Genomic DNA, 21,460 nt, shown 5'->3' with positions numbered 1-21,460 from the left:
TAAAAGGCGAACTTCCGGACTGACTGGCCTGACCACCCCATGCCCTTCGCTGCCACCCGCGCCGTACCCCAATATGCCGTCGACGCCATTCGCCGGCTGATCGAGACCGAAGGCTATGCCCCCGGCGCGGCGCTCCCGGCGCAGCGTGAGCTGGCCGAGCGGCTGGGGGTGAGTCGCGCCTCCCTGCGCGAGGCGCTGTCCACCCTCAGCGCTCTGGGCCTGGTCAGCGTGCAGCCTGGACGTGGGGTCTATGTCCAGGAGACGGCGAGCACGGCGGACGGACACTGGCCCTTCGCTGGCGAGGTCGCCGCCGCCCATGTCTTCCAGCTGCGCTTTGCCCTCGAAGGCTTCGCGGCCGGTCTGGCCGCCGTTACCCTGGGCCCCGCCGACCTGGATCGCCTGGAGGTCAATCTCGCCGCCCTGCACCGGGCGCTGCGGGCCAATGAGCTGGAAGAAGCGGCCGCGCTGGACTTCGATTTCCATCGCCAGCTGCTGCTGGCCGCGGACAATCCGGCCATGCTGGCAGTGATCACCACCAGCCCCGAGCGCTTTCACGAAAGTCAGAAGCTGCCCTTCGTCCGGCCCGAGCGGGCACTGGAAACCTGGCAGGAACACCGGCGTATCCTTCGGGCCCTGAGTCGCCGCTCGCCGGCAGCGGCGCAAAAGGCCATGCGCGAACATATCCGCAATGCGGCGCTGCGCAGTGGAACCCCTTTCCCGGTGCCCGCTGTCTAACCAGCTGTCCATGATCGGCGGCGCGGTGGTCAAACGGTGCTAAAAAGACCCTATCGCCGGCTCGCCGGATCGTGAGCTGCCTCTGCCATCAATGCCCGTCATAGTCACCATCAATGTTCGAATGCTTTCGAAGTGACGGCAGCAGGGCTATCATGGCCATACTTCAAGTCGCACCCGAATTCGGAGAGAGTCAATGAGCGAATACATCACCAACGTCAGCGACGCCAGCTTCGAGCAGGACGTGCTGAAGTCCGACAGCCCCGTGCTGGTCGACTATTGGGCCGAATGGTGCGGTCCGTGCAAGATGATCGCCCCGGTCCTGGACGAGATCGCCAAGGATTACCAGGGCAAGCTCAAGGTCTGCAAACTGAACATCGATGAAAACCAGGACACCCCGCCCAAGTACGGCGTGCGTGGCATCCCGACCCTGATGCTGTTCAAGAACGGCGCGGTCGAGGCCACCAAGGTCGGTGCCCTGTCCAAGTCGCAACTGGCCGCCTTCCTCGACGCCAACGTCTGAGGAATCCAGTCGAAAGCCCCGCCATGCGGGGCTTTTTTATGCCTGGACGGCTGGACGAGCACCCATGCAGGTGCTAGATTCCAGCCCACGACCCCATCAGCGGGTCGTCTTCTCATCTGCTGCAGCCGTCAGTTCTCCTCTTCAGAACGCATCCCGCGAAGCTACTCTCGCATCCGACCGCTCAGCTCGATTCCCTCCTTCGCCTCTTCTCACGTCAACATACGTCTATGAATCTGACCGAACTCAAGCAAAAGCCCATCACGGAACTGTTGGAAATGGCGGATGCCGCGGGCTTGGAAAACATGGCCCGGTCCCGCAAGCAGGACATCATCTTCGCGCTGCTCAAGAAGCATGCGAAAGGTGGCGACGAGATTTCCGGAGATGGCGTGTTGGAGATCCTGCAGGACGGCTTCGGCTTCCTGCGTAGCGCCGACTCCTCCTACCTGGCCGGTCCCGACGACATCTATGTCTCCCCCAGCCAGATCCGCCGCTTCAACCTGCGCACCGGCGATACCATCATCGGCAAGATTCGTCCGCCGAAAGAGGGCGAGCGCTACTTCGCGTTGCTCAAGGTCGACACCATCAACTTCGACCGGCCGGAAAACGCCAAGAACAAGGTGCTGTTCGAGAACCTCACGCCCCTGTTCCCCAACAAGCGCCTGACCATGGAAGCCGGCAACGGCTCCACCGAAGACCTCACCGGTCGGGTCATCGACCTCTGCGCCCCCATCGGCAAGGGTCAGCGCGGTCTGATCGTCGCGCCGCCCAAGGCCGGCAAGACCATCATGCTGCAGAACATCGCGGCCAACATCACCCGCAACAATCCCGAGTGCTACCTCATCGTGCTGCTCATCGACGAGCGTCCCGAGGAAGTGACCGAGATGCAGCGCACCGTGCGCGGTGAAGTGGTGGCCTCCACCTTCGACGAGCCGCCGACCCGCCACGTGCAGGTCGCCGACATGGTGATCGAGAAGGCCAAGCGCCTGGTCGAGCACAAGAAGGACGTGGTCATCCTGCTGGATTCCATCACCCGTCTGGCGCGGGCCTTCAACACCGTGATCCCCAGCTCCGGCAAGGTGCTCACCGGTGGTGTCGACGCCCATGCCCTGGAGAAGCCCAAGCGCTTCTTCGGCGCCGCCCGTAACATCGAAGAAGGCGGCAGCCTGACCATCATCGCCACCGCGCTGGTGGAAACCGGCTCGAAGATGGACGAGGTGATCTACGAGGAATTCAAGGGCACCGGCAACATGGAACTGCCCCTGGAGCGTCGGATCGCCGAGAAGCGGGTCTTCCCGGCCATCAACATCAACAAGTCCGGCACCCGCCGCGAAGAGCTGCTCACCGACGAGGAAGAGCTGTCGCGCATGTGGATCCTGCGCAAGATCCTGCATCCGATGGACGAGATCGCCGGGATCGAATTCCTCCTCGACAAGTTGCGTCAGACCAAGACCAACAACGAGTTCTTCGATTCGATGAAGCGCAGCAAGTAAGGCGCAGTCGCAAGCAAAGGCCGGGAAATCCCGGCCTTTGGCGTTTCTGGACCAATGCTTTCTCGATGCGCGACTCAGGCGGTAGACTGCCAGACTTTCCCCAGCGCCAAGAGGCCGCATGCAATACCGAGATCTGCGTGACTTCATCCGCAGCCTGGAGCAGCGTGGTGAACTGAAGCGCGTGACCGCCCCGGTCTCGCCGATCCTCGAGATGACCGAAATCTGCGACCGCACCTTGCGCAAGCAGGGCCCGGCGCTGCTGTTCGAGAATCCCGTAGGCTTCTCCATGCCCGTGCTGGGCAACCTGTTCGGTACGCCCCAGCGCGTGGCCCTGGGCATGGGCGCCGAAGACGTCGGCGCCCTGCGCGAGATCGGCAAGCTGCTGGCCTTTCTCAAGGAGCCCGAGCCGCCCAAGGGCCTCAAGGACGCCTGGTCGAAGCTGCCGATCTACAAGAAGGTCATCAGTATGGCGCCCAAGGTTCTCAAGGACGCGCCCTGCCAGGAGGTGATCGAAGAGGGCGAGGCGGTCGATCTCGGCAAGCTGCCGATCCAGCACTGCTGGCCGGGCGACGTGGCGCCGCTGATCACCTGGGGCCTGACCGTCACCCGCGGACCCAACAAGGAACGCCAGAACCTCGGTATCTATCGCCAGCAGGTCATCGGCCGCAACAAGCTGATCATGCGCTGGCTGAGCCACCGCGGCGGCGCCCTGGATTTCCGCGAGTGGTGCCAGAAACATCCCGGCCAGCCCTATCCGGTGGCCGTGGCCCTGGGCGCCGATCCGGCCACCATCCTCGGTGCGGTCACGCCGGTGCCCGATACCCTGTCCGAATACGCCTTCGCCGGCCTGTTGCGCGGCAGTCGCAGCGAGCTGATCAAGTGCGTGGGCAACGACCTGCAGGTGCCGGCCAGTGCCGAGATCGTGCTGGAAGGGGTCATCCATCCGGGCGAGACCGCGCCGGAAGGCCCCTATGGCGACCACACCGGCTACTACAACGAGGTCGATACCTTCCCGGTGTTCACCGTGGAACGCATCACCCGCCGCCGCGACCCCATCTACCACAGCACCTACACCGGGCGGCCGCCGGACGAGCCGGCCATCCTCGGCGTGGCGCTCAACGAAGTCTTCGTGCCCATCCTGCAAAAGCAGTTTCCGGAGATCGTCGACTTCTATCTGCCGCCGGAAGGCTGTTCCTATCGCATGGCGGTGGTGACCATCAAGAAGCAGTACCCCGGCCATGCCAAGCGGGTGATGCTGGGTGTCTGGTCGTTCCTGCGGCAGTTCATGTACACCAAGTTCGTGATCGTCACCGACGACGACATCAATGCCCGCGACTGGAACGATGTCATCTGGGCGGTCACCACGCGCATGGATCCCAAGCGCGACACCGTGATGATCGACAACACCCCCATCGACTACCTCGACTTCGCCTCGCCGATCTCCGGCCTGGGCTCGAAGATGGGCCTGGATGCCACCCACAAGTGGCCGGGCGAAACCACGCGTGAGTGGGGGCGGGCGATCGTCAAGGACGAAGCGGTGGTCAAACGGGTGGACGAGATGTGGTCCAGTCTCGGGATCGATTAACGGAGACGACGATGAAGGTCACCCTGCAGCCCTCGGGTGCGGTATTGGAAACCCAGCCCGGCGAAGCCATCCTGGCCGCCGCACAGCGTCTCGGCTACAGCGGACCGCACAGCTGCCGCAACGGCAACTGCCAGCTCTGCGCCGCGCTGCTGGTGGAGGGGCAGGTCACCCAGCACGGAAAGACCGTCGATCACGGCGAGGTCTATGTCTGCGTGGCGGTACCGCTCAGCGATTGCTTGCTGCAGTGGGATGGCGTCCTGGCGCCCGGTGAGTTGCCGGTGCGCCAGCTGGCCTGTCAGGTGGTTGCCCTGGATGACGTGGGGGGCGATGTCCGCCGGGTGCGCCTGCGCGCGCCGGCCGGCCGGGCGCCGCGCTATCACGCCGGTCAGTACCTATTGATCCAGCGCGATGACGGCAAGCAATCGGCCTTTTCCCTGGCCTCGGCGCCCCACCAGGGGCGTGAGCTGGAATTGCACGTGCTGGCCCGCGAGGCGAGCAGCCAGGCGCTGCTGGCGCAACTGGAAAGCAGGGGCATGGCCCAGGTCGAGTTGCCCTATGGCGACGCCCATCTGGCCGAATTGCCGGCTGGCCCCCTGGTGCTGATCGCCGCCGGGACCGGCATGGCGCAGATGCACAGCCTGATCGAAGATGCCCGCACCCGGGGCTTCGCTCATCCGGTGCACCTCTATTGGGGCGTGCGGACGCCGGACGACTTCTATGCCATCGAGGCCTGGGACGCCTGGGCGGAACTGCCCAATCTCACCCTGAACCGGGTGGTGAGCGATGCCTGTGGCTGGGAAGGGCGCTGTGGTCTGCTGCACGAGGTGGTGCGCGCGGATTTCGCCGACCTGAGCGGCCTGCACGTCTATGCCAGCGGCTCGCCGGCGATGGTCTATGCCACCCTGGATGCCCTGGTGGACGCCGGCATGGACGCGCACCAGATGCGCGCCGACGTCTTCGCCTACGCGCCGCGGGGGTGAGCCTATCGCGGCCATAGGCCGCTCCTACGGGTAAGCTCTACCTGTAGGAGCGGCCCATGGCCGCGATTGATCGAAAAGCACAAAGCGTTTTCGACCAGGACCCAGAGTGGATGAGGCTGTGCCGTCATCCATCCTGGGCAATCGGCGCTACCGCGCCGACTTGGCCACCATGCCGGTGTGTCTCAGAGTCATCGTCAGGAAGACGATGGCCAGGACGCAGGAGCCGACCAGCAGCATGAAGCCACCATCCCAGCCGAAGTGGTCCACGGTGTAGCCCACCAGGGCGTTGGCCGCCACCGAACCGCCCAGATAGCCGAACAGGCCGGTGAAGCCCGCGGCGGTGCCAGCGGCCTTCTTGGGCACCAGTTCCAGCGCCTGCAGGCCGATCAGCATCACCGGGCCGTAGATCAGGAAGCCGATGGATACCAGGGCCGCCAGGTCGATGCCGGGATTGCCTTCCGGGTTGAGCCAGTAGACCAGGGTGGCGACCAGTACGCCGAGCATGAACACCACGCCGGTGGCGCCACGGTTGCCGCGGAACAGTTTGTCCGAGAGCCAGCCGCAGAGCAGGGTGCCGGGGATGCCGGCCCATTCGTAGAAGAAGTAGGCCCAGGAGGTCTTGTCCACCGAGAAGTGCTTGGCTTCCTTGAGGTAGGTGGGGGCCCAGTCCAGCACGCCATAGCGCAGCAGGTAGACGAAGACGTTGGCGAAGGCGATGTACCAGAGCAGGCGATTCTTCAGTACGTATTCGACGAAGATCTCCTTGGTGGAGAATTCGCGTTCATGACCTTCGCTGTAGCCTTCGGGGAAATCCTGTTTCCAGTGTTCCACCGACGGCAGGCCGCAGGATTGCGGGGTATCGCGCATGGCGATGAAGGCGAACACCGCGACCGCCAGGGCCACGACCGCCGGGACATAGAAGGCCGCGTGCCAGTCGTTGAACCAGGCCAGGCCAAGTAGGAACAGCGGGCCGATCAGGCCACCGCCGACGTTGTGGGCGACGTTCCATACCGAGACCACGCCGCCACGCTCCTTCTGTGACCACCAGTGCACCATGGTGCGACCGCTGGGCGGCCAGCCCATGCCCTGGAACCAGCCGTTGAGGAACAGCAGGACGAACATGATGCTGACACTGGAGGTCGCCCAGGGCGCGAATCCGAACAGCAGCATCACCAGCGCCGACATGACCAGCCCGAAGGGCAGGAAATAGCGCGGGTTGGAACGGTCCGAGACCAGGCCCATGAGGAACTTGGACAGGCCGTAGGCGATGGCCACCGCGGAGAGCGCCACGCCCAGTTCACCCCGGCTGTAGCCTTGCTCTACCAGATAAGGCATGGCCAGCGAGAAGTTCTTGCGCAACAGGTAGTAGCCCGCGTAGCCGATAAAGATCCCGGCGAAGATCTGCCAGCGGAGGCGACGGTAGACGGGATCGATACGATCGGCGGGCAGCGGCGCGCGATGGGCCGCAGGGGCGAAGATTCCAAGCATGGGAGCCTCGGTATTGTTATAGGTATTAATCGAAAGCGAACATTCCAGGTTCGTTTTCGAATATTACAATGATATTACAGCCTGCATAGGCTTTTCCGCCCTGTGGCAGTGGGTGCCCGGATTCCCCTTGATCTGTACGGGTTGCGCGCCTAGGGTGGCGCGTCTTTGCTGCCGTTTTCACGAGTCATCATGCCTGCCTGGAAAGTCCTGTCCTCCCGCGCCCTGACCCTGATCACCACCCTGTTCGAGCGCTATCCGCGATTGATCGCCCTGGCCGGCTTCATCTCGGGGATCTGCAGCTTCCTGCTGGTGGACCGGCAGAAGGGTTTCGCCCCGGTGATGGCGGTGATCATGCTGGCGAGCTGGGTCTGGCTAATGCTGGAAAACGTGCTGCGGGGCTGGGTCAGCCGCCGTTTCGGCTGGGAATTGCCACCACCGTTGCTGCGCTACGCCACCCAGTTGATCCATCAGGAAAGTCTGTTCTTCTGCCTGCCGTTCTTTGCCATCACCACGGCCTGGAACAGCGGCCAGGCGCTGTTCACCGGACTGCTCGGCGCGGCCGCCCTGGTGTCCATCATCGATCCGCTCTACTACAAGACCCTGGCGCCGCGGCGCTGGGTATTTCTCAGCTATCACACCCTGACGCTGTTCGCGGTACTGCTCACGGCGCTACCGATCATCCTGCACCTGACCACTACCCAGAGCTACGAACTGGCCCTGGGCGTCGCCGTGCTGCTGTCCTTTCCCAGTCTGGCGGTGGCCTTCCGGGTGCGCCTGGGCTGGCGCTGGCTGGGGCTGCTGGGCCTGTGCCTGGCCATCGGTGCCTTTGGCTGGCTGGGGCGCGCCTGGGTGCCGCCGGCCACCCTGTGGCTGACCGACATGGGCATGAGCACCAACTTCGACAGCCTCAAGCGCCAGCCCGGCGATGCGGTGAAGAGCCTGAGCAGCGCCCAGCTGCGCGCCCAGGGGCTCTATGCCTTCACCGCCATCAACGCACCGCGTGGCCTGAACGAGCGTATCTACCATGTCTGGCGTCATGCCGGTCAGGAGGTGGATCGGATTCCCCTGGATATCAGCGGCGGTCGCGAGGCCGGTTATCGCGCCTGGACCCACAAGCAGAACTTTCCCGGCGACGTGACCGGCCGTTGGCAGGTGCAAGTGGTTACGGACGTCGGCCAGGTGATCGGAACCCTCAGGTTCGAGGTGACCCCTTGAATTCCGCTGGCTATGCTGCAGCCATCCATCTCTAGAGGATTCGCCGTGAAAGCCGTCGCCGCCGTTTTGTTGTCCTTCTGCCTGGCCTTCACTGCCTGGGCGAACGAAGAGAAAAAGGAAGGGGAGGCCCCCAAGACCGAATTCTACAACCTGACCCCGGCCCTGGTCGGCAACTATGGCAGCGGGCCCAAGCTCAAGTACTACAAGGCCGACATCGCCCTGATGATGACCGGCAAGGAAGCCAAGGATAAGGTCGAGTTCCACGAGCCGCTGATTCGCAATCAGCTGGTGATGCTCTTCGCCCAGCAGACCGACGAGACCCTGGCCGGCGTGGAAGCCCGCGAGAAACTGCGCCAGGAGGCGCTAAAGCAGGTGCAGAACGTGCTCACCCAGGAGGAAGGCAAGCCCCTGGTGGAAGACCTGCTGTTCAACAACCTGATCATCCAGCCCTGAGCGCGGTCAGGCGCGGGCCGCGGCGACGATCGCCGCCCACTCCTCGGCGCTGACCGGCATCACCGACAGACGATTGCCCTTGCGCAGCAGGGCGAAGTCGGCGAGTGCCGGCAACTGGCGCAGGCGCGGTAGGCTCAGCACTCGCGGAAAGGCCTCGACGAAGGCCACCTGGCGCGCCGTCCAGGGATTGTCTGCGGCGCTGGCCTTGGGCGCATGGTAGGGGCTTTCCGGGTCGAGGGCAGTGGGGTCGGCGAAGGCTTCGCCCACGATCCGGCCGATGCCGGCGATGCCCGGTTCGGCGCAACTTGAATGATGAAAGAGGAACAGCTCGTCGGGTTTCATGGCGCGCAGGAAGTTGCGTGCCTGGTAATTGCGGACGCCGTCCCAACGCGCCTGGCCCAGGCGTTGCAAGTCGTCCAGTGAGAACTCATCGGGCTCGGATTTCAACAGCCAGCAGGCCACGGTTCGTCTCCTGACGAATGGAGGCTCGGGAGCTTCCAGGAAAGGGTCTGGTCGATTGCAAGGGGCGACCGCTTGTCGCAGAATGCCGCGCATTCCGGATGTAGTCTGATCGTACGCGCTGAGCATAACAGGGCGACGTCCTGTCCTGCCCAAAGGTGCCAGCAAGGGGGTGGCCCAGTTCGATGAAACGCAAACCTGATCTGTTGTGGGTGCTGGTCCTGATCTTTACCCTGGGCGTGGTCACCACCGGGTATACCCAGAGCTTCTGGGAGCAGCGCCAGAACCAGCAGCAATACGCTCGCTACACCAGCGACGCTCAGCCGGCGCGGGAAGTCTCTCCGGTACGCTGACCGTACCAGCCGCCATCGCTCACCACGGCCGCCATGGGCACGTCCCAGGCCGCCAGTGCCAGTCGCTCCACCTTCTGACATTCATGGGCACAGCCGATCAGCTGCGGGCTGCGCCATTGCCGCCGGCGTGCCAGATAGGCCAGGTTGCGGTCATAGAAGCCCTTGCCCATGCCAAGGCGTCCGCCCTGCGGATCGAAGCCCACCAGCGGCATCAGGATCAGCCCGAGAGCCCAGGTCGGCCGACCCAGGCGCCGATCCGGGCGTGGCTCGGCGATGCCGAAGCGATTGCGCACCCAGGATTCACCGCGGCCGACGCGCTGAAAGATCATGGCGGTGCGTGGCCAACGGGAGAGTACCGGCAGATAGGTGGCCTTGCCGCGGCGCTGGGCTTCTTCGAGCAATGGACGCGGATCGATCTCGCCATCGCTGGGCAGGTAGAAGGCGATATGGCGGGCGCGACGAAACAGCGGATGCTGGGCAAGCTGGCGATACAGTTCGCGGGCGGCCTGGCGTTGCTGTACGGGGGTGAGGGCGCGACGTCGCTGGCGGAGAAGCTTGCGCAGCGCGGGCCTGCTGAGATCGGTAGAAGGCGGGGTGGTCATGGAAGAAATGAGCTCTCCGGAATGCCGCTGCCGGTGTAGCCCTTGAACCCTTGGTTCAAGGTGGGAGAAGTCGTAGACCTTTAGGCTTTCCGCCGTAGCGGACATGCACACCAGTCTTACGAGCAACCCCCGGGGTGTTGCTTATCGGCTCGGGGACATGACCGACTGGCGCACACACCAGAGAGTGACCTCCAGTATACGCCCCTGAGCCAGGATGCAAACCCCCGCCGATCCCCGGGTCGGCGGTCAGGCAGTGGTGTCGTGTTCGGTGATCAGTGCCCGGTCGACGCGATCCAGCAGGTCGCGGACCCGCTCGCGGGTGCTGCTGACTTCCAGGCTGACGTCGTCCTGGCGGTGCAGCAGTTCGTGGGTGATGTTGAGGGCGGCCATCACGGCCACGCGGTCGGCGCCGATGACCTTGCCGCTGGCGCGGATCTCGCGCATCTTGCCGTCCAGGTAGCGAGCGGTGCTCTCCAGGTTGGCGCGCTCGTCAGCCGGGCAGCTGATGCGATATTCCTTTTCCATTATCTGGACGGTCACGGTCTCGATGCTCATGAGTCCTGCTCCAAAGCTTTCAGGCGTAAAATCATCGCTTCGACCTTCGATCTGGCCAATTCGTTCTTTTCGATCAACTCGGCGCGCTCCTGGCGCCAGTTGCGCTCGCCCTGGCGCAGTTGTCGATTCTGCCGCTGCAATTCCTCAAGCCGCAGGAGCAGGCGCTCCACACGGTCACCGAGGGCTTCCAGATCGGCGTCGAGGGGCGTGTCGCGAGACTCGCTCATGAGGGCTACAGCTCCAGAAGGGTGCAACGAGATTGGCCGCCGGCGGGGTCAGCGCGTAGGATAAGGCTTCATTCTAGCCAGCGCCTCACCTCGACGCCATGTCCAGCTCAGCATCCGCCTACGCCGCCTTCTCAACCCTGCTCGCCGAGGCCGCTCTGCCGGTCTCGCCCGCCGAACTCCACGGTCACCTGCTCGGTCGGGTCTGTGGCGGCGCGGGCTTCGACGAGAACGACTGGCTGGCCGCGGCCAGCGAGCTGCTCGGTGGCGCGCCGGGCGAACGTCTGCAGGCGGCGCTCTCGGGGCTGCTGGGCATGGTGCAACAGGAATTCGCCGGCCAGCAGGTGGCCCTGGTACTAATGCTGCCACCTGACGAATTCTCCCTGGTCGAGCGCACCGCCGCCCTGGGCGAGTGGTGCCAGGGCTTTCTGGCCGGCTTCGGCCTGTCCGGGCGCACGGGCGAAGTCTCCGGCGAGGCGCGCGAGGTGCTCGAAGATCTGGCAGCCATCGCGCAGATTCAGGAGCCCGCCGAGGAAGGCGAAGAGGGTGAGAACGACTTCATGGAAGTCACCGAATACCTGCGCGTGGCCCCGCTGCTGCTCTATGGCGAGTACGGCCGCGGCTCCCTCCCCGAACCTGCGCCCGTGGTGCACTGAGCGGCCATGCCGCGAATCCACAAGGCCGAATTCGCCCGCCGCCGCCGCGCCCTGATGGCCGAGATCGGCCACGGCGGCATCGCCCTGCTGCCCGCTGCGCCGGTGTGCCTGCGCAACCGCGACATCGAGCAGCCCTATCGCCAGGACAGCGATTTCCAGTACCTCACCGGCTTTCCCGAGCCGGAAGCCCTGGCCGTGCTGATTCCCGGCCGTGCCCATGGTGAATATCTGCTGTTCTGCCGCGAGCGGGATCTGGAGATGGAACGCTGGGAGGGCCGGCGCGCGGGTCAGGAAGGGGCGCTGGCCGACTATGGCGCGGACGACGCCTTTCCCATCGGCGATCTGGACGACATCCTGCCCGGCCTGCTGGAAGGCCGCGAGCGGGTCTACTACGCGATGGGTGCCCATCCGGAATTCGAGCGGCAACTGCTCAACTGGATCGAACTGATCCGCGCCAAGGCCGATCAGGGCGCTTCGCCGCCGCGGGAGCTGCTGGCGCTGGATACCCTGCTGCACGACAGCCGACTGTACAAGTCGGCCGCCGAGGTGCGCCTGCTCAAGGCCGCCGCCGAGCTGACCTGCGCCGCCCACCTGCGCGCCATGCAGGCCTGCCGGCCGGGGCTGCGCGAGTATCACCTGGAGGCGGAGCTGGACTACTGCTTTCGCCAGGGGGGCGCACGGCTGGCGGCCTATGGCTCCATCGTCGCCGCGGGGGCCAACGCCTGCGTGATGCATTACCAGGCCAACAACGCGCCCCTGCGCGACGGCGACCTGGTGCTGATCGACGCCGGCTGCGAACTGGAGTGCTATGCCAGCGACGTGACCCGTACCTTTCCTGTCAATGGCCGCTTCTCGCCCGAGCAGCGGCAGCTGTACGACATCGTGCTGGCGGCCAGCCAGACCGCCATCGCCTGCGTGGCACCCGGGCGGCACTGGAACGAACCCCATGAGGCCACGGTCAGGGTGATCACCGAAGGGCTGTTGGCCCTGGGCCTGCTCCAGGGCCAACTGGACGACCTGATCGAGGCGGGCGCCTGTCGCGAGTTCTACATGCACCGCGCCGGTCACTGGCTGGGGCTGGATGTCCATGACGTGGGTGAATATCGCATCGGCGACCAGTGGCGGATGCTGGAGCCGGGTATGGTGCTGACCGTGGAGCCCGGACTCTATATCCCGCCGGACGCCGAGGTGCCGCGCAAATGGCGTGGCCTGGGCATCCGCATCGAGGACGAGGTGCTGGTGACGCGCAGTGGTTGCGAGGTGCTGACCGCCGGCCTGCCCAAGGCGGTCGCGGAGATCGAAGGCTTGATGGCGGCCGCGCGCGACCGCCGGGAGAACGCTCATGCAACGTCCTGATATCGCCATCATCGGCGGCGGTCTGGTGGGTGCCAGCCTGGCCCTGGCCCTGCAGGCCGGCGCCAAGGCGCGCGGCTGGCGCATCCTGCTGGTGGAACCCTTCGCCCCCGGCGATACCTATCAGCCCAGCTACGACGCCCGCTCCTCGGCGCTGTCCTATGGTTCACGGCTGATCTACCAGCGTCTCGGCGTGTGGGAGGCTCTGGCCGAACATGCCGAGGCGATCCAAGAGATCCAGGTCTCCGACCAGGGCCGCTTCGGCGTGACCCAGTTGCTCGCCCGTGACGAGAATCTGCCGGCGCTGGGCTATGTGGTGGAGAACGCCTGGATCGGCCAGGTGCTCTGGCAGGCGCTGGATCGCGAGGTGGTGGACTGGCGCTGCCCGGCCGAGGTGCGCACGCTCACCGCCATACCCGATGGCTATCGTCTGGAACTGGATGATGGCGACGTCCTCGAATGCGGCCTGGCGGTACTGGCCGACGGTGGGCGTTCGGCGCTGCGCGAATCCCTCGGCATCGAGGTGCGCCGCACGGTCTACGAGCAGACCGCGTTGATCGCCAACGTCTCGACCAATCTGGGGCATGGGGGTCGCGCCTTCGAGCGCTTCACGCCCCATGGTCCCCTGGCGCTGCTGCCCCTGCCGGGCCAGCGCAGCGCCCTGGTCTGGACCCAGCCGGATGCCGAGGCATTGCGGTTGCAACAGGCGACCGATGCCGTCTTTCTCGCCGAATTGCAGCAGGCGGTGGGCTATCGCCTGGGCAGCTTCACCCAGGTGGGCACCCGTCACGCCTATCCGCTGACCCTGCTGGAGGCTAACGAACAGGTCCGCCCGCATCTGGTGGTGCTGGGCAACGCCGCCCACAGCCTGCACCCTATCGCCGGCCAAGGCTTCAATCTGTCTCTGCGCGACGTGGACAGCCTGGCCGAGTGCCTGCTGGAAAGCGGCGCGGCGCCCGGTGATTTCGCCACCTTGCAGGACTATCTGCAGCGCCAGCGTCTGGATCAGCAGCTGACCATCGGCTTTTCCGATCGTATCACCCGGCTGTTTTCCAACAGCCGGCCCTGGCTCAGTGCCGGACGCAACCTGGGCCTGGTCGGCCTGGAGCTGTGCCCACCGGCCAAGAGTGCCTTCGCCCGCCAGGCCATGGGCCTGGGTACCCGTCCCTGACCTGCGAGGAGAAACGAGCATGCTGACCCATGCGGATCTGGTGATCGTCGGTGCCGGCATGGTCGGCAGCGGCCTGGCCCTGGCGCTGGCCGACAGCGGCCTGTCGGTGGTGCTGCTCGACCGCGGCCCACTCACGCCGGGCGCGGTCGAAAGCGACTTGCCCTTCGAGCCCCGGGTCAGCGCCCTGTCGCTGGCCAGCCAGCGCATCCTGCAGCGCCTGGGTGCCTGGGACGGCATCCTCGCGCGCCGCGTCAGTCCCTACCAGGCGATGCACGTCTGGGACGGCTCCGGCACCGGCGCCGTGCATTTCGATGCCACCAGCGTGCACGCCGAGGTGCTCGGCCATATCGTCGAGAATCGCGTGGTGCAGGACGCCCTGCTCGAACGCCTGGCCGAGGCCAACGTCCTGCTCCTGCCGGAGGCGCGCCTGGAGTTGCTGCGTCGCTCCGGCGACCAGTGGCTGGTGCAATTGGCCGGCGATCGTCAGATCCGTGCCCCGCTGGTGGTGGCCGCCGATGGCGCCACCTCCGCCGTGCGTCGCCTGGCCGGGCTGGAAACCCGCGAGTGGGACTATCTGCACCATGCCATCGTCACCAGCGTGCGCTGTGCCGAATCGCACCAGCGCACCGCCTGGCAGAGATTCACCGACGACGGCCCGCTGGCCTTCCTGCCGCTGGACCGCGGTGGCGATACCCGCTGGTGCTCCATCGTCTGGTCCTGCACGCCCAAGCAGGGCGAGCGGCTGATGGCCTTGGACGACACGGCCTTCTGCCAGGCCCTGGGCGAGGCTTTCGAGCATCGCCTGGGCAAGGTGGAGTGCAGCGACACGCGACTGTGCATCCCGCTGCGCCAGCGCCATGCCAAGCGCTATGTGGAGCCTGGCCTGGCCTTGATCGGCGATGCCGCCCATGTCATCCATCCGCTGGCCGGGCAGGGCGTCAACCTGGGCTTTCTCGACGCCGCGGTGCTGGCCGAGGAATTGCGTCATGCCCAGGCGCGCGGTGAATCCATCGCCGAACAGCGGGTGCTGGAACGCTACGAGCGCCGCCGCATGCCGCACAACCTGGCGATGATGGCGGCGATGGAAGGCTTCCAGCGCCTGTTCCAGGACGACCGCCTGCCGCTACGCTGGCTGCGCAACGCCGCGCTCAAGCAGGTCGATCGCCATTTCGAGGCCAAGGCGCTGTTCGTGCGCCGCGCCCTGGGCCTGTCGGGTGATGTGCCGGAGCTGGCCAGGGTCGTGGTCTGACGGCTCAGGCGTCGCCCAAGGAGCCGGCCAGCTCCAGCACCTGCTGCCTCCAGGCGGCCTCGCGGGGCAGGGCGAGGAAGTGCGGATTGAGGAAGGACTCGCGCATCTCGTAGGTGAGGGGCTGACCGTCCAGGGTCAGGACCTCGCCGCCGGCGCCTTCCAGCACGCCCTGAGCGGCGGCAGTGTCCCATTGAGAAGTGGGGGCAAGTCGGGGATAGAAGTCGGCCAGCCCCTCGGCCAGCAGGCAGAACTTCAGCGAGCTGCCGACGCTGACCAGCTTGGGTTCGCCGAGGGTGTTGCCCAGTTCTTCCAGCAGCCGTTGCTGCGCCGGACTGCCGTGGCGGCGACTGGCGACCACGGTGAAGGCGTCTTCCGGCTGGTTGCGCACGCCGATCTCGACGCCGTCTTCACCCTGGATGCGGAAGGCGCCCAGTTCACGACCGCCGCTGAAGCAGACATCCCGGGTGGGGATGCCGACCACGCCGAAGATCACCTGGCCACGCTCGACCAGGGCCACGTTGACGGTGAATTCCTCGCTGCCGTCGACGAATTCCTTGGTGCCGTCCAGGGGATCGACCACCCACCAGACGTCCCAGGCGCTGCGCGCCGCGAAGGGGATGTCACAGGCTTCTTCCGACAGCACCGGCACGTCCGGGGTCAGCCGGGCCAGGCCTTCGGCCAGCACCCGGTGGGCGGCGAGGTCGGCGGCGGTCACCGGCGAGTCGTCGCTCTTCTGCCGCACCGCCACGCCCTGGCGCCAGTAGGGCAGGATGGCCGCGCCGGCCTGGCGCACTAGGTCGATGACGTTGAGTACCAGCGGAGCGGTAATGGAAACGGGCGCCATCATGCCGGCAGTTCTCCGCGTTGGGTGAGCAGGTCGCGCACCAAGTAGAGGGCGGCCAGGGCGCGGCCTTCGGAAAAGCGTGGATTCTGCACCAGCTGCGACAGCTCGCGCAGGTCGACGCTGCTGACCTCCAGCGGCTCGGGTTCGTCGCCCGGCAGCTGCTCGGGATAGAGATCGCGGGCCAGCACCACATGGATGCGTTGGCTCATGTAGCCCGGGCTCAGCGACAGGGCGGTCAGGTATTCCAGCTGATGCGCGCCGAAGCCGGCTTCTTCCTTGAGTTCGCGATTGGCGGCGTCAAGGATCTCTTCGCCCGGTTCCACCAGACCCTTGGGCAGCGACAGTTCGTAGTCTTCCACGCCGCCGCAGTATTCCTCGATGAGCAGGGCACGGGTGGCGTCCTGCAGGGCCACCACCATCACCGCACCGTGACCGGTGCCCTTGTTGGCCAGGCGCTCGTAGGTGCGCTCCTCGCCGTTGGCGAAGCGCAACTGCATCTCCTCGACGGTGAACAGACGGCTCTTGGCCACGATCTGTCGGGCGAGAACAGTGGGTTTCTGGCGCATGGACGGCTCCTGGGCTGGGCGGACGGGTATGATAACCCGCCTGTTACATGATCCGGAGTCACCATGACCCCTCTCGACTGGAGCCGTATCGATACCGTGTTGCTGGACATGGACGGCACCCTGCTCGATCTGCATTTCGACAACCATTTCTGGCTGGAGTACCTGCCGCAGCGCTATGCCGAGCGCCACGGCCAGTCCCTGGCGCTGGCCAAGGCCGAGCTGGAGCCGCTGTTTTTCAGCCATCAGGGCAAGCTGACCTGGTACTGCCTGGACTTCTGGAGCGCCGAGCTGGGCTTTTCCATGCGCGAACTCAAGGAGGAGATCGCTCACCTGATCGCCCTGAGACCCGACGCCGACACCTTCCTGGCCGCCCTGCAGCGCGCCGGCAAGCGGGTGGCGCTGATCACCAACGCCCATCGCGACTCCCTGTCGCTGAAGCTGGAGCGCATCGAGCTGGCGCCCTATTTCGACCGGCTGATCAGCTCCCACGACTATGGCTTCCCCAAGGAAGAGCAGCAGTTCTGGCACGCCCTGCAGGCGGACTTCGCCTTCGATCCGGCACGCACCCTGTTCATCGACGACAACCTGCCGATCCTGCGCAGCGCCCGCGACTACGGGGTCGCCCACCTGTTGGCGATCCACGAGCCGGACAGCCGCCGCGGGCCCAAGGACAGCGAGGAATTCGAGGCGGTGCGGGACTATCGGGAGTTGCTGCCGCAGTGACGACTGCCGCAGTCCTGGCGACCCTCACCCCGGCCCTCTCCCAGTGGGAGAGGGGGCAGAGCGCCTGGAGGTAATCTGTGGATATCAAGCAACTGCGCTTTCTCATCGCCTTGGACGAGACGCGCCACTTCGGCCAGGCGGCGGCGCGCTGTCACGTCACCCAGCCGACCCTGTCCATGCGCCTGCGCGGTCTGGAAGACGAACTGGGCGTGGAGCTGGTGCGCCGCGGGCAGCGTTTCGAGGGTTTCACCGAGGCCGGTCAGCGTATCCTCGCCTGGGCGCGTACCCTGATGGCCGCCCACGACGGTCTCTATGCCGAAGCCCAGGCCTTCCAGGGGCAACTGGTGGGTACGCTGCGGGTCGGCCTGGTGCCCCTGGCCAGCTTCGATCCCATGCCGCTGCTGCAGCACCTGCGCCTGTTGCACCCCAAGCTGCATTTCCAGCTGCAGGTGCTGAGCACTGAGCGCATCCTCGAAGCCGTGGCCAGCAATCGCCTGGAGCTGGGCATCTCCTACCTGGAACACCTGGATCCGACGCGCTTCGACAGCCTGACCCTGACCGAGACGCGCATGGGCCTGCTCTATGACGAGCGCCATTTCAGCTTCGACCAGGCCGCGCTGGACTGGCAGGCGGTGGCCGGGTTGCCGCTCGGTCTGCTGACCGGCGCCATGCATTTTCGCCAGTCGGTGGATCACGGCTTTCGCAGCCTGGGCCTGACGCCGCAGCCGGTGCTGGAGACCGATGCGGTCTATCTGCTGTTGCAGGCGGTCAATGCCGGACTCTGCTGCGCCGTGGTGCCCCTGGCCGGCGGCTTCGATCGCCTTACTCCCCATGCCCGGCTGATTCCCATCGACACGGCCCGCACCCTGACGCCCCTGGGCCTGCTCATTCGTCGGACCGAGCCCCGACTGGCGGTCGCCGATGCCTGTTTCCAGGCGGTCAAGGCGCTCTACGCCGAGAGTGATAGATAGCGTTTATCAAGGCATCGGTCATAGCGATTAGACGCCCCGGGATGTGCTGGTTAATCTTTGATCTGTGTCAAACCGCCGCAGGTCGTTTTCGCCCATGTCCCAGCAATCGCCAGACCTTGTTGCCGCGCCTCCTGCCGGCTATGCCTTCGCCGAGCTGGAGCAGCCTACCGTGCGGGGCGAACAGCCGCTGGCCGAAGAGGTGGCGTTGGCCATCGCCTACAACGGCATCAGCCATGCGGTGATGATGGCGACGCCGGCCGACGTGGAAGACTACGTGGTCGGTTTCAGCCTCAGCGCCGGCATCGTCGATGCCATCGACGACATCTATGGCATCCAGGTGCGGCGTGTGGGCGAGGCGCTCAATGTCGACGTCGAGATCAGCAGCCGCACCTTCTGGGCGCTCAAGCAGCAGCGTCGGCAACTGGTCGGCACCAGCGGTTGCGGCCTGTGCGGGGTCGAGGCCCTGGAGCAGGCGCTGCCGCAGTTGGATCGACTGCGCAAGGTGCGGCTGCCCCCGGCCGCCCATCTGCATGACCTGCGCCAGCGTATCGACGCCGCCCAGGATCTCGGGCAACGCAGCGGGGCGGTCCATGCCGCGCTGTTCATCGACGCTCAGGGCGAGCTGACCCTGTGCCGCGAAGACATCGGCCGCCACAACGCCCTGGACAAGCTCATCGGCGCTCTGCTGCGCCAGCGCCAGCCGGTGCGCGAGGGCTGCGTGGTGATCACCAGTCGCTGCAGTCTCGAACTCATCCACAAGGCGGTGCGTGCCGGGCTCGCCACCCTCATCACCCTGTCGGCGCCCACTGGGCTCGCCGTGGAATGGGCGCGCCGCCATCGTCTCAATCTGATCCACCTGCCGCACCGGTCGCCACCGCGGGTCTATGCCCCGGCGCCCGTTGCCCCTTGATCCCACGGGAATCGCCATGAACAAACCTCAGCAGTCCTTCAAACCCTATCAAGGCCCCGCCGCCGGCTGGGGCGCCCTGAAGAGCGTGGTGCACTTCTGGCTCGACAGCGGCAACGCCTTCAAGAATCTGCGTACGCTGCTCAAGACCAACCAGGACCACGGCTTCGACTGCCCCGGCTGTGCCTGGGGCGAGGCGCCGGAAAACGGCCTGGTGAAGTTCTGCGAGAACGGCGCCAAGGCGGTCAACTGGGAGGCCACCAAGCGCCGCGTCGATGCGGCCTTCTTCGCTCGCCACAGCGTGACCTCGCTGCAGGAGCAGAGCGACTACTGGCTCGAATACCAGGGCCGGCTGACCGAGCCGCTGCGCTATGACGCGGCCACCGATCGCTATGTGCCCATCGGCTGGGACGCCGCCTTCGCGCTGATCGCCAAGGAGCTCAAGGCCCTGGCCAGCCCCGACGAAGCCGAGTTCTATACCTCGGGTCGCGCCAGCAACGAGGCGGCCTTCCTTTACCAGCTGTTCGTGCGCGCCTATGGCACCAACAACTTCCCCGACTGCTCGAACATGTGCCACGAGGCCAGCGGCGTGGGCCTGGGCCGCAGCATCGGCGTCGGCAAGGGCACCGTGACCTATCACGACCTGGACGAGGCCGATGCCATCTTCGTCATCGGCCAGAACCCGGGCACCAACCACCCGCGCATGATCGAGACCTTGCGCAACGCGGTGAAGCGGGGTGCCCAGGTGGTCTGCTTCAACCCGCTCAAGGAGCGTGGCCTGGAGCGCTTCCAGCATCCGCAGAATCCGCTGGAGATGCTCACCAACGACTCGCGGCCGACCAATACCGCCTACTTCCGTCCGGCCCTGGGTGGTGACATGGCCGCGCTGCGCGGCATTGCCAAGTACCTGCTGCAGTGGGAGCGCGAGGCCGCCGCCAAGGGCGCCAAGCGTATCTTCGACCATGAGTTCATCGCTGCCCATACCCTGGGCATGGACGACTACCTGGCTCAGGTCGACGCCACCTCCTGGGAGCTGATCGAGCACCAGTCGGGACTGTCGCTGCACGAGATCGAGCAGGCCGCGCGCATGTATGCCCGCGCCGAGAAGGTCATCATCTGCTGGGCCATGGGCATCACCCAGCACCGCCATTCCGTGGCCACGGTGCAGGAGATCGCCAACCTGCAGTTGCTCTGCGGCCAGATCGGCAAGCCTGGCGCCGGTCTCTGCCCGGTGCGCGGCCACAGCAACGTCCAGGGCGACCGCACCATGGGCATCGACGAGAAGGCCCCGGCCTGGCTCAGTGATGCCCTGGCCAAGCGCTTCGCCTTCGAACCGCCGCGCAATCGCGGTCACAACACCGTGGAGGCTATCGCCGCCATGGAGCAGGGCAAGGCCAAGGTGTTCATCGGCCTCGGCGGCAACTTCGCCCAGGCGACCCCGGACACCCCGCGCACCCACAAGGCGCTGCGCAAGTGCGACCTGACCGTCCATATCGCCACCAAGCTCAACCGTAGCCACCTGGTGACCGGTCGCCAGGCGCTGATCCTGCCCTGCCTGGGCCGCACCGAGATGGACGTGCAGAAGGGCGGCAAGCAGGCCATCACCGTGGAAGACAGCTTCAGCATGGTGCACGCCTCGGCCGGTATCCTGCGGCCGCTGTCGACGCAGATGAAGTCCGAGCCGGCCATCGTCGCCGGTCTGGCCAAGGCCACCCTGGGCAACCATCCGGTGGACTGGGACTGGCTGATCGAGGATTACGACCGCATCCGCGATCTGATCGCCGACGTCATTCCTGGCTTCCAGGACTTCAACGCGCGTCTCGCCGCACCCGGCGGTTTCTACCTGGGCAACAAGGCCGGGCGTCGGGAGTGGAATACCCCCACCGGCAAGGCCAACTTCGCCGCCAATGCGCTGCTGCATGACCTCTTGCCGGACGCGGTCCGCCGCCAGGGCATCAAGCCCGACCTGATCCTGCAGACCATGAGATCCCACGATCAGTACAACACCACCATCTACAGCCTCGACGACCGCTATCGCGGCGTGAAGGGCCAGCGCGACGTGGTCTTCGTCAACCAGGCCGATCTGGATCGCCTGGGCGTGGCCGCCGGCGAGAAGGTGGATCTGGTCGCCCTGTGGGACGACGGCCTCGAGCGCCGGGTCCGCGGCTTTACCGCGCTGCCGTTCGACATCCCGGTCGGCCAGGCTGCGGGCTACTACCCGGAGACCAATCCGCTGGTGCCCCTGGAGAGCTACGGCGAGGGCAGCTTCACGCCCACCTCCAAGTTCGTCGCCATCAAGGTCGAGAAGGCCAGCGCCGGCAACCGTATCGCTTCGGTGGCCTGAGGCCTCCCCGGAAATGA

At 65.9% G+C, this 21,460-nt stretch carries 23 protein-coding genes and 1 other RNA gene; 16 read left to right on the top strand and 8 right to left on the bottom strand.

Annotated elements, in window-relative coordinates; genetic code table 11:
• Positions 1-39: 39 nt before the first annotated feature.
• From V6W80_RS22350 to V6W80_RS22330, 5 genes are all read left to right on the top strand, one after another.
• Positions 40-735: a FadR/GntR family transcriptional regulator gene (locus V6W80_RS22350; RefSeq protein ID WP_017639416.1), complete on the top strand. Its 696-nt coding sequence runs from the start codon at positions 40-42 to the stop codon at positions 733-735.
• Between the two features lie 193 nt (positions 736-928).
• Positions 929-1,255, top strand: coding sequence for a thioredoxin TrxA (gene trxA / locus V6W80_RS22345; RefSeq protein ID WP_017639417.1), 327 nt, complete (start codon positions 929-931; stop codon positions 1,253-1,255).
• Between the two features lie 227 nt (positions 1,256-1,482).
• Positions 1,483-2,745 (top strand): transcription termination factor Rho, encoded by a 1,263-nt coding sequence (rho, locus tag V6W80_RS22340; protein WP_017639418.1) that lies wholly within the window; start codon positions 1,483-1,485, stop codon positions 2,743-2,745.
• Positions 2,746-2,863: 118 nt separating this feature from the next.
• Positions 2,864-4,330, top strand: coding sequence for a 4-hydroxy-3-polyprenylbenzoate decarboxylase (gene ubiD, locus V6W80_RS22335; protein WP_017639419.1), 1,467 nt, complete (start codon positions 2,864-2,866; stop codon positions 4,328-4,330).
• Positions 4,331-4,341: 11 nt separating this feature from the next.
• Positions 4,342-5,310, top strand: a complete 969-nt coding sequence (locus V6W80_RS22330; RefSeq protein ID WP_338545407.1) for a CDP-6-deoxy-delta-3,4-glucoseen reductase — start codon at positions 4,342-4,344, stop codon at positions 5,308-5,310.
• 147 nt (positions 5,311-5,457) lie between these two features.
• On the opposite strand, the gene glpT is transcribed toward V6W80_RS22330, so the two are convergent.
• Positions 5,458-6,798 carry a glycerol-3-phosphate transporter gene (gene glpT, locus V6W80_RS22325; protein WP_338545406.1) on the bottom strand — a complete coding sequence of 447 codons (1,341 nt, stop codon included), beginning with the start codon at positions 6,796-6,798 and terminating at the stop codon, positions 5,458-5,460.
• A gap of 189 nt (positions 6,799-6,987) precedes the next feature.
• Between glpT and V6W80_RS22320 the strand changes: the two genes are divergently transcribed.
• Together V6W80_RS22320 and V6W80_RS22315 are read left to right on the top strand one after the other, a co-directional pair.
• Positions 6,988-8,013, top strand: coding sequence for a DUF5924 family protein (locus tag V6W80_RS22320; protein WP_338545405.1), 1,026 nt, complete (start codon positions 6,988-6,990; stop codon positions 8,011-8,013).
• A gap of 45 nt (positions 8,014-8,058) precedes the next feature.
• Positions 8,059-8,466: a flagellar basal body-associated protein FliL gene (locus V6W80_RS22315; protein ID WP_017639423.1), complete on the top strand. Its 408-nt coding sequence runs from the start codon at positions 8,059-8,061 to the stop codon at positions 8,464-8,466.
• A 6-nt stretch (positions 8,467-8,472) separates the two neighbouring features.
• Here the strand turns inward: V6W80_RS22315 and V6W80_RS22310 are convergent, their stop codons facing one another.
• Positions 8,473-8,928 carry an EVE domain-containing protein gene (locus V6W80_RS22310; RefSeq protein ID WP_338545404.1) on the bottom strand — a complete coding sequence of 152 codons (456 nt, stop codon included), beginning with the start codon at positions 8,926-8,928 and terminating at the stop codon, positions 8,473-8,475.
• Positions 8,929-9,110: 182 nt separating this feature from the next.
• On the opposite strand from V6W80_RS22310, the gene V6W80_RS22305 reads away from it, so the two are divergent.
• Positions 9,111-9,278: a hypothetical protein gene (locus V6W80_RS22305; RefSeq protein ID WP_017639425.1), complete on the top strand. Its 168-nt coding sequence runs from the start codon at positions 9,111-9,113 to the stop codon at positions 9,276-9,278.
• On the opposite strand, the gene V6W80_RS22300 is transcribed toward V6W80_RS22305, so the two are convergent.
• The 4 genes from V6W80_RS22300 to V6W80_RS22285 all read right to left on the bottom strand — a co-directional run bounded on the left by V6W80_RS22300 (position 9,245) and on the right by V6W80_RS22285 (position 10,662).
• Positions 9,245-9,880 (bottom strand): 5-formyltetrahydrofolate cyclo-ligase, encoded by a 636-nt coding sequence (locus V6W80_RS22300; protein ID WP_068384686.1) that lies wholly within the window; start codon positions 9,878-9,880, stop codon positions 9,245-9,247. The two genes, V6W80_RS22305 and V6W80_RS22300, sit on opposite strands and share 34 nt — an antisense overlap.
• Before the next feature lie 9 nt (positions 9,881-9,889).
• Positions 9,890-10,067, bottom strand: a non-coding RNA gene (gene ssrS / locus V6W80_RS22295) — 6S RNA.
• Positions 10,068-10,126: 59 nt separating this feature from the next.
• The gene (locus tag V6W80_RS22290; protein WP_017639427.1) at positions 10,127-10,435 is read right to left on the bottom strand and encodes a cell division protein ZapA; all 309 of its coding nucleotides are present in this window, start codon (positions 10,433-10,435) and stop codon (positions 10,127-10,129) included.
• Complete coding sequence (locus tag V6W80_RS22285) at positions 10,432-10,662, bottom strand: TIGR02449 family protein (RefSeq protein WP_017639428.1); 231 nt, start codon at positions 10,660-10,662, stop codon at positions 10,432-10,434. The genes V6W80_RS22290 and V6W80_RS22285 overlap by 4 nt, the downstream gene beginning before the upstream one ends.
• 98 nt (positions 10,663-10,760) lie before the next feature.
• Here V6W80_RS22285 and V6W80_RS22280 point away from each other — a divergent pair, with 98 nt between their 5' ends.
• Genes V6W80_RS22280 through V6W80_RS22265 form a run of 4 tightly spaced genes read left to right on the top strand, consistent with a single transcriptional unit; the run spans position 10,761 to position 15,088 of the window.
• Positions 10,761-11,315: a UPF0149 family protein gene (locus V6W80_RS22280; protein WP_173148662.1), complete on the top strand. Its 555-nt coding sequence runs from the start codon at positions 10,761-10,763 to the stop codon at positions 11,313-11,315.
• Between the two features lie 6 nt (positions 11,316-11,321).
• Positions 11,322-12,671, top strand: a complete 1,350-nt coding sequence (pepP, locus tag V6W80_RS22275; protein WP_338545403.1) for a Xaa-Pro aminopeptidase — start codon at positions 11,322-11,324, stop codon at positions 12,669-12,671.
• Positions 12,658-13,839 carry a 2-octaprenyl-6-methoxyphenyl hydroxylase gene (gene ubiH / locus V6W80_RS22270; RefSeq protein WP_017639431.1) on the top strand — a complete coding sequence of 394 codons (1,182 nt, stop codon included), beginning with the start codon at positions 12,658-12,660 and terminating at the stop codon, positions 13,837-13,839. The genes pepP and ubiH overlap by 14 nt, the downstream gene beginning before the upstream one ends.
• A gap of 19 nt (positions 13,840-13,858) precedes the next feature.
• A complete protein-coding gene (locus V6W80_RS22265) occupies positions 13,859-15,088 on the top strand; it encodes a 2-octaprenyl-3-methyl-6-methoxy-1,4-benzoquinol hydroxylase (protein WP_338545402.1) in 1,230 nt (409 codons plus the stop codon).
• A gap of 4 nt (positions 15,089-15,092) precedes the next feature.
• Here V6W80_RS22265 and cysQ read toward each other — a convergent pair whose 3' ends face one another.
• Both cysQ and nudE read right to left on the bottom strand, forming a co-directional pair.
• Positions 15,093-15,935, bottom strand: coding sequence for a 3'(2'),5'-bisphosphate nucleotidase CysQ (gene cysQ, locus V6W80_RS22260; protein WP_338545401.1), 843 nt, complete (start codon positions 15,933-15,935; stop codon positions 15,093-15,095).
• Entirely contained in the window at positions 15,932-16,498 is a 567-nt protein-coding gene (gene nudE / locus V6W80_RS22255) for an ADP compounds hydrolase NudE (protein ID WP_183631719.1), read from the bottom strand. Before nudE ends, cysQ begins: the two co-directional genes overlap by 4 nt.
• A gap of 63 nt (positions 16,499-16,561) precedes the next feature.
• Here nudE and yrfG point away from each other — a divergent pair, with 63 nt between their 5' ends.
• From yrfG to V6W80_RS22235, 4 genes are all read left to right on the top strand, one after another.
• Positions 16,562-17,221: a GMP/IMP nucleotidase gene (gene yrfG / locus V6W80_RS22250; protein ID WP_068384705.1), complete on the top strand. Its 660-nt coding sequence runs from the start codon at positions 16,562-16,564 to the stop codon at positions 17,219-17,221.
• Positions 17,222-17,298: 77 nt separating this feature from the next.
• Positions 17,299-18,192 carry a LysR family transcriptional regulator gene (locus V6W80_RS22245; protein ID WP_017639436.1) on the top strand — a complete coding sequence of 298 codons (894 nt, stop codon included), beginning with the start codon at positions 17,299-17,301 and terminating at the stop codon, positions 18,190-18,192.
• 94 nt (positions 18,193-18,286) lie between these two features.
• Complete coding sequence (gene fdhD / locus V6W80_RS22240; protein WP_338545400.1) at positions 18,287-19,102, top strand: formate dehydrogenase accessory sulfurtransferase FdhD; 816 nt, start codon at positions 18,287-18,289, stop codon at positions 19,100-19,102.
• Positions 19,103-19,118: 16 nt separating this feature from the next.
• Positions 19,119-21,443 (top strand): FdhF/YdeP family oxidoreductase, encoded by a 2,325-nt coding sequence (locus V6W80_RS22235; protein WP_338545399.1) that lies wholly within the window; start codon positions 19,119-19,121, stop codon positions 21,441-21,443.
• Positions 21,444-21,460 lie beyond the last annotated feature (17 nt).

This window comes from Pseudomonas benzopyrenica, from assembly GCF_036884265.1.
In the GTDB taxonomy this organism is placed as follows: domain Bacteria; phylum Pseudomonadota; class Gammaproteobacteria; order Pseudomonadales; family Pseudomonadaceae; genus Chryseomonas; species Chryseomonas benzopyrenica.
This window is presented reverse-complemented; position numbering and strand designations above follow the sequence as displayed.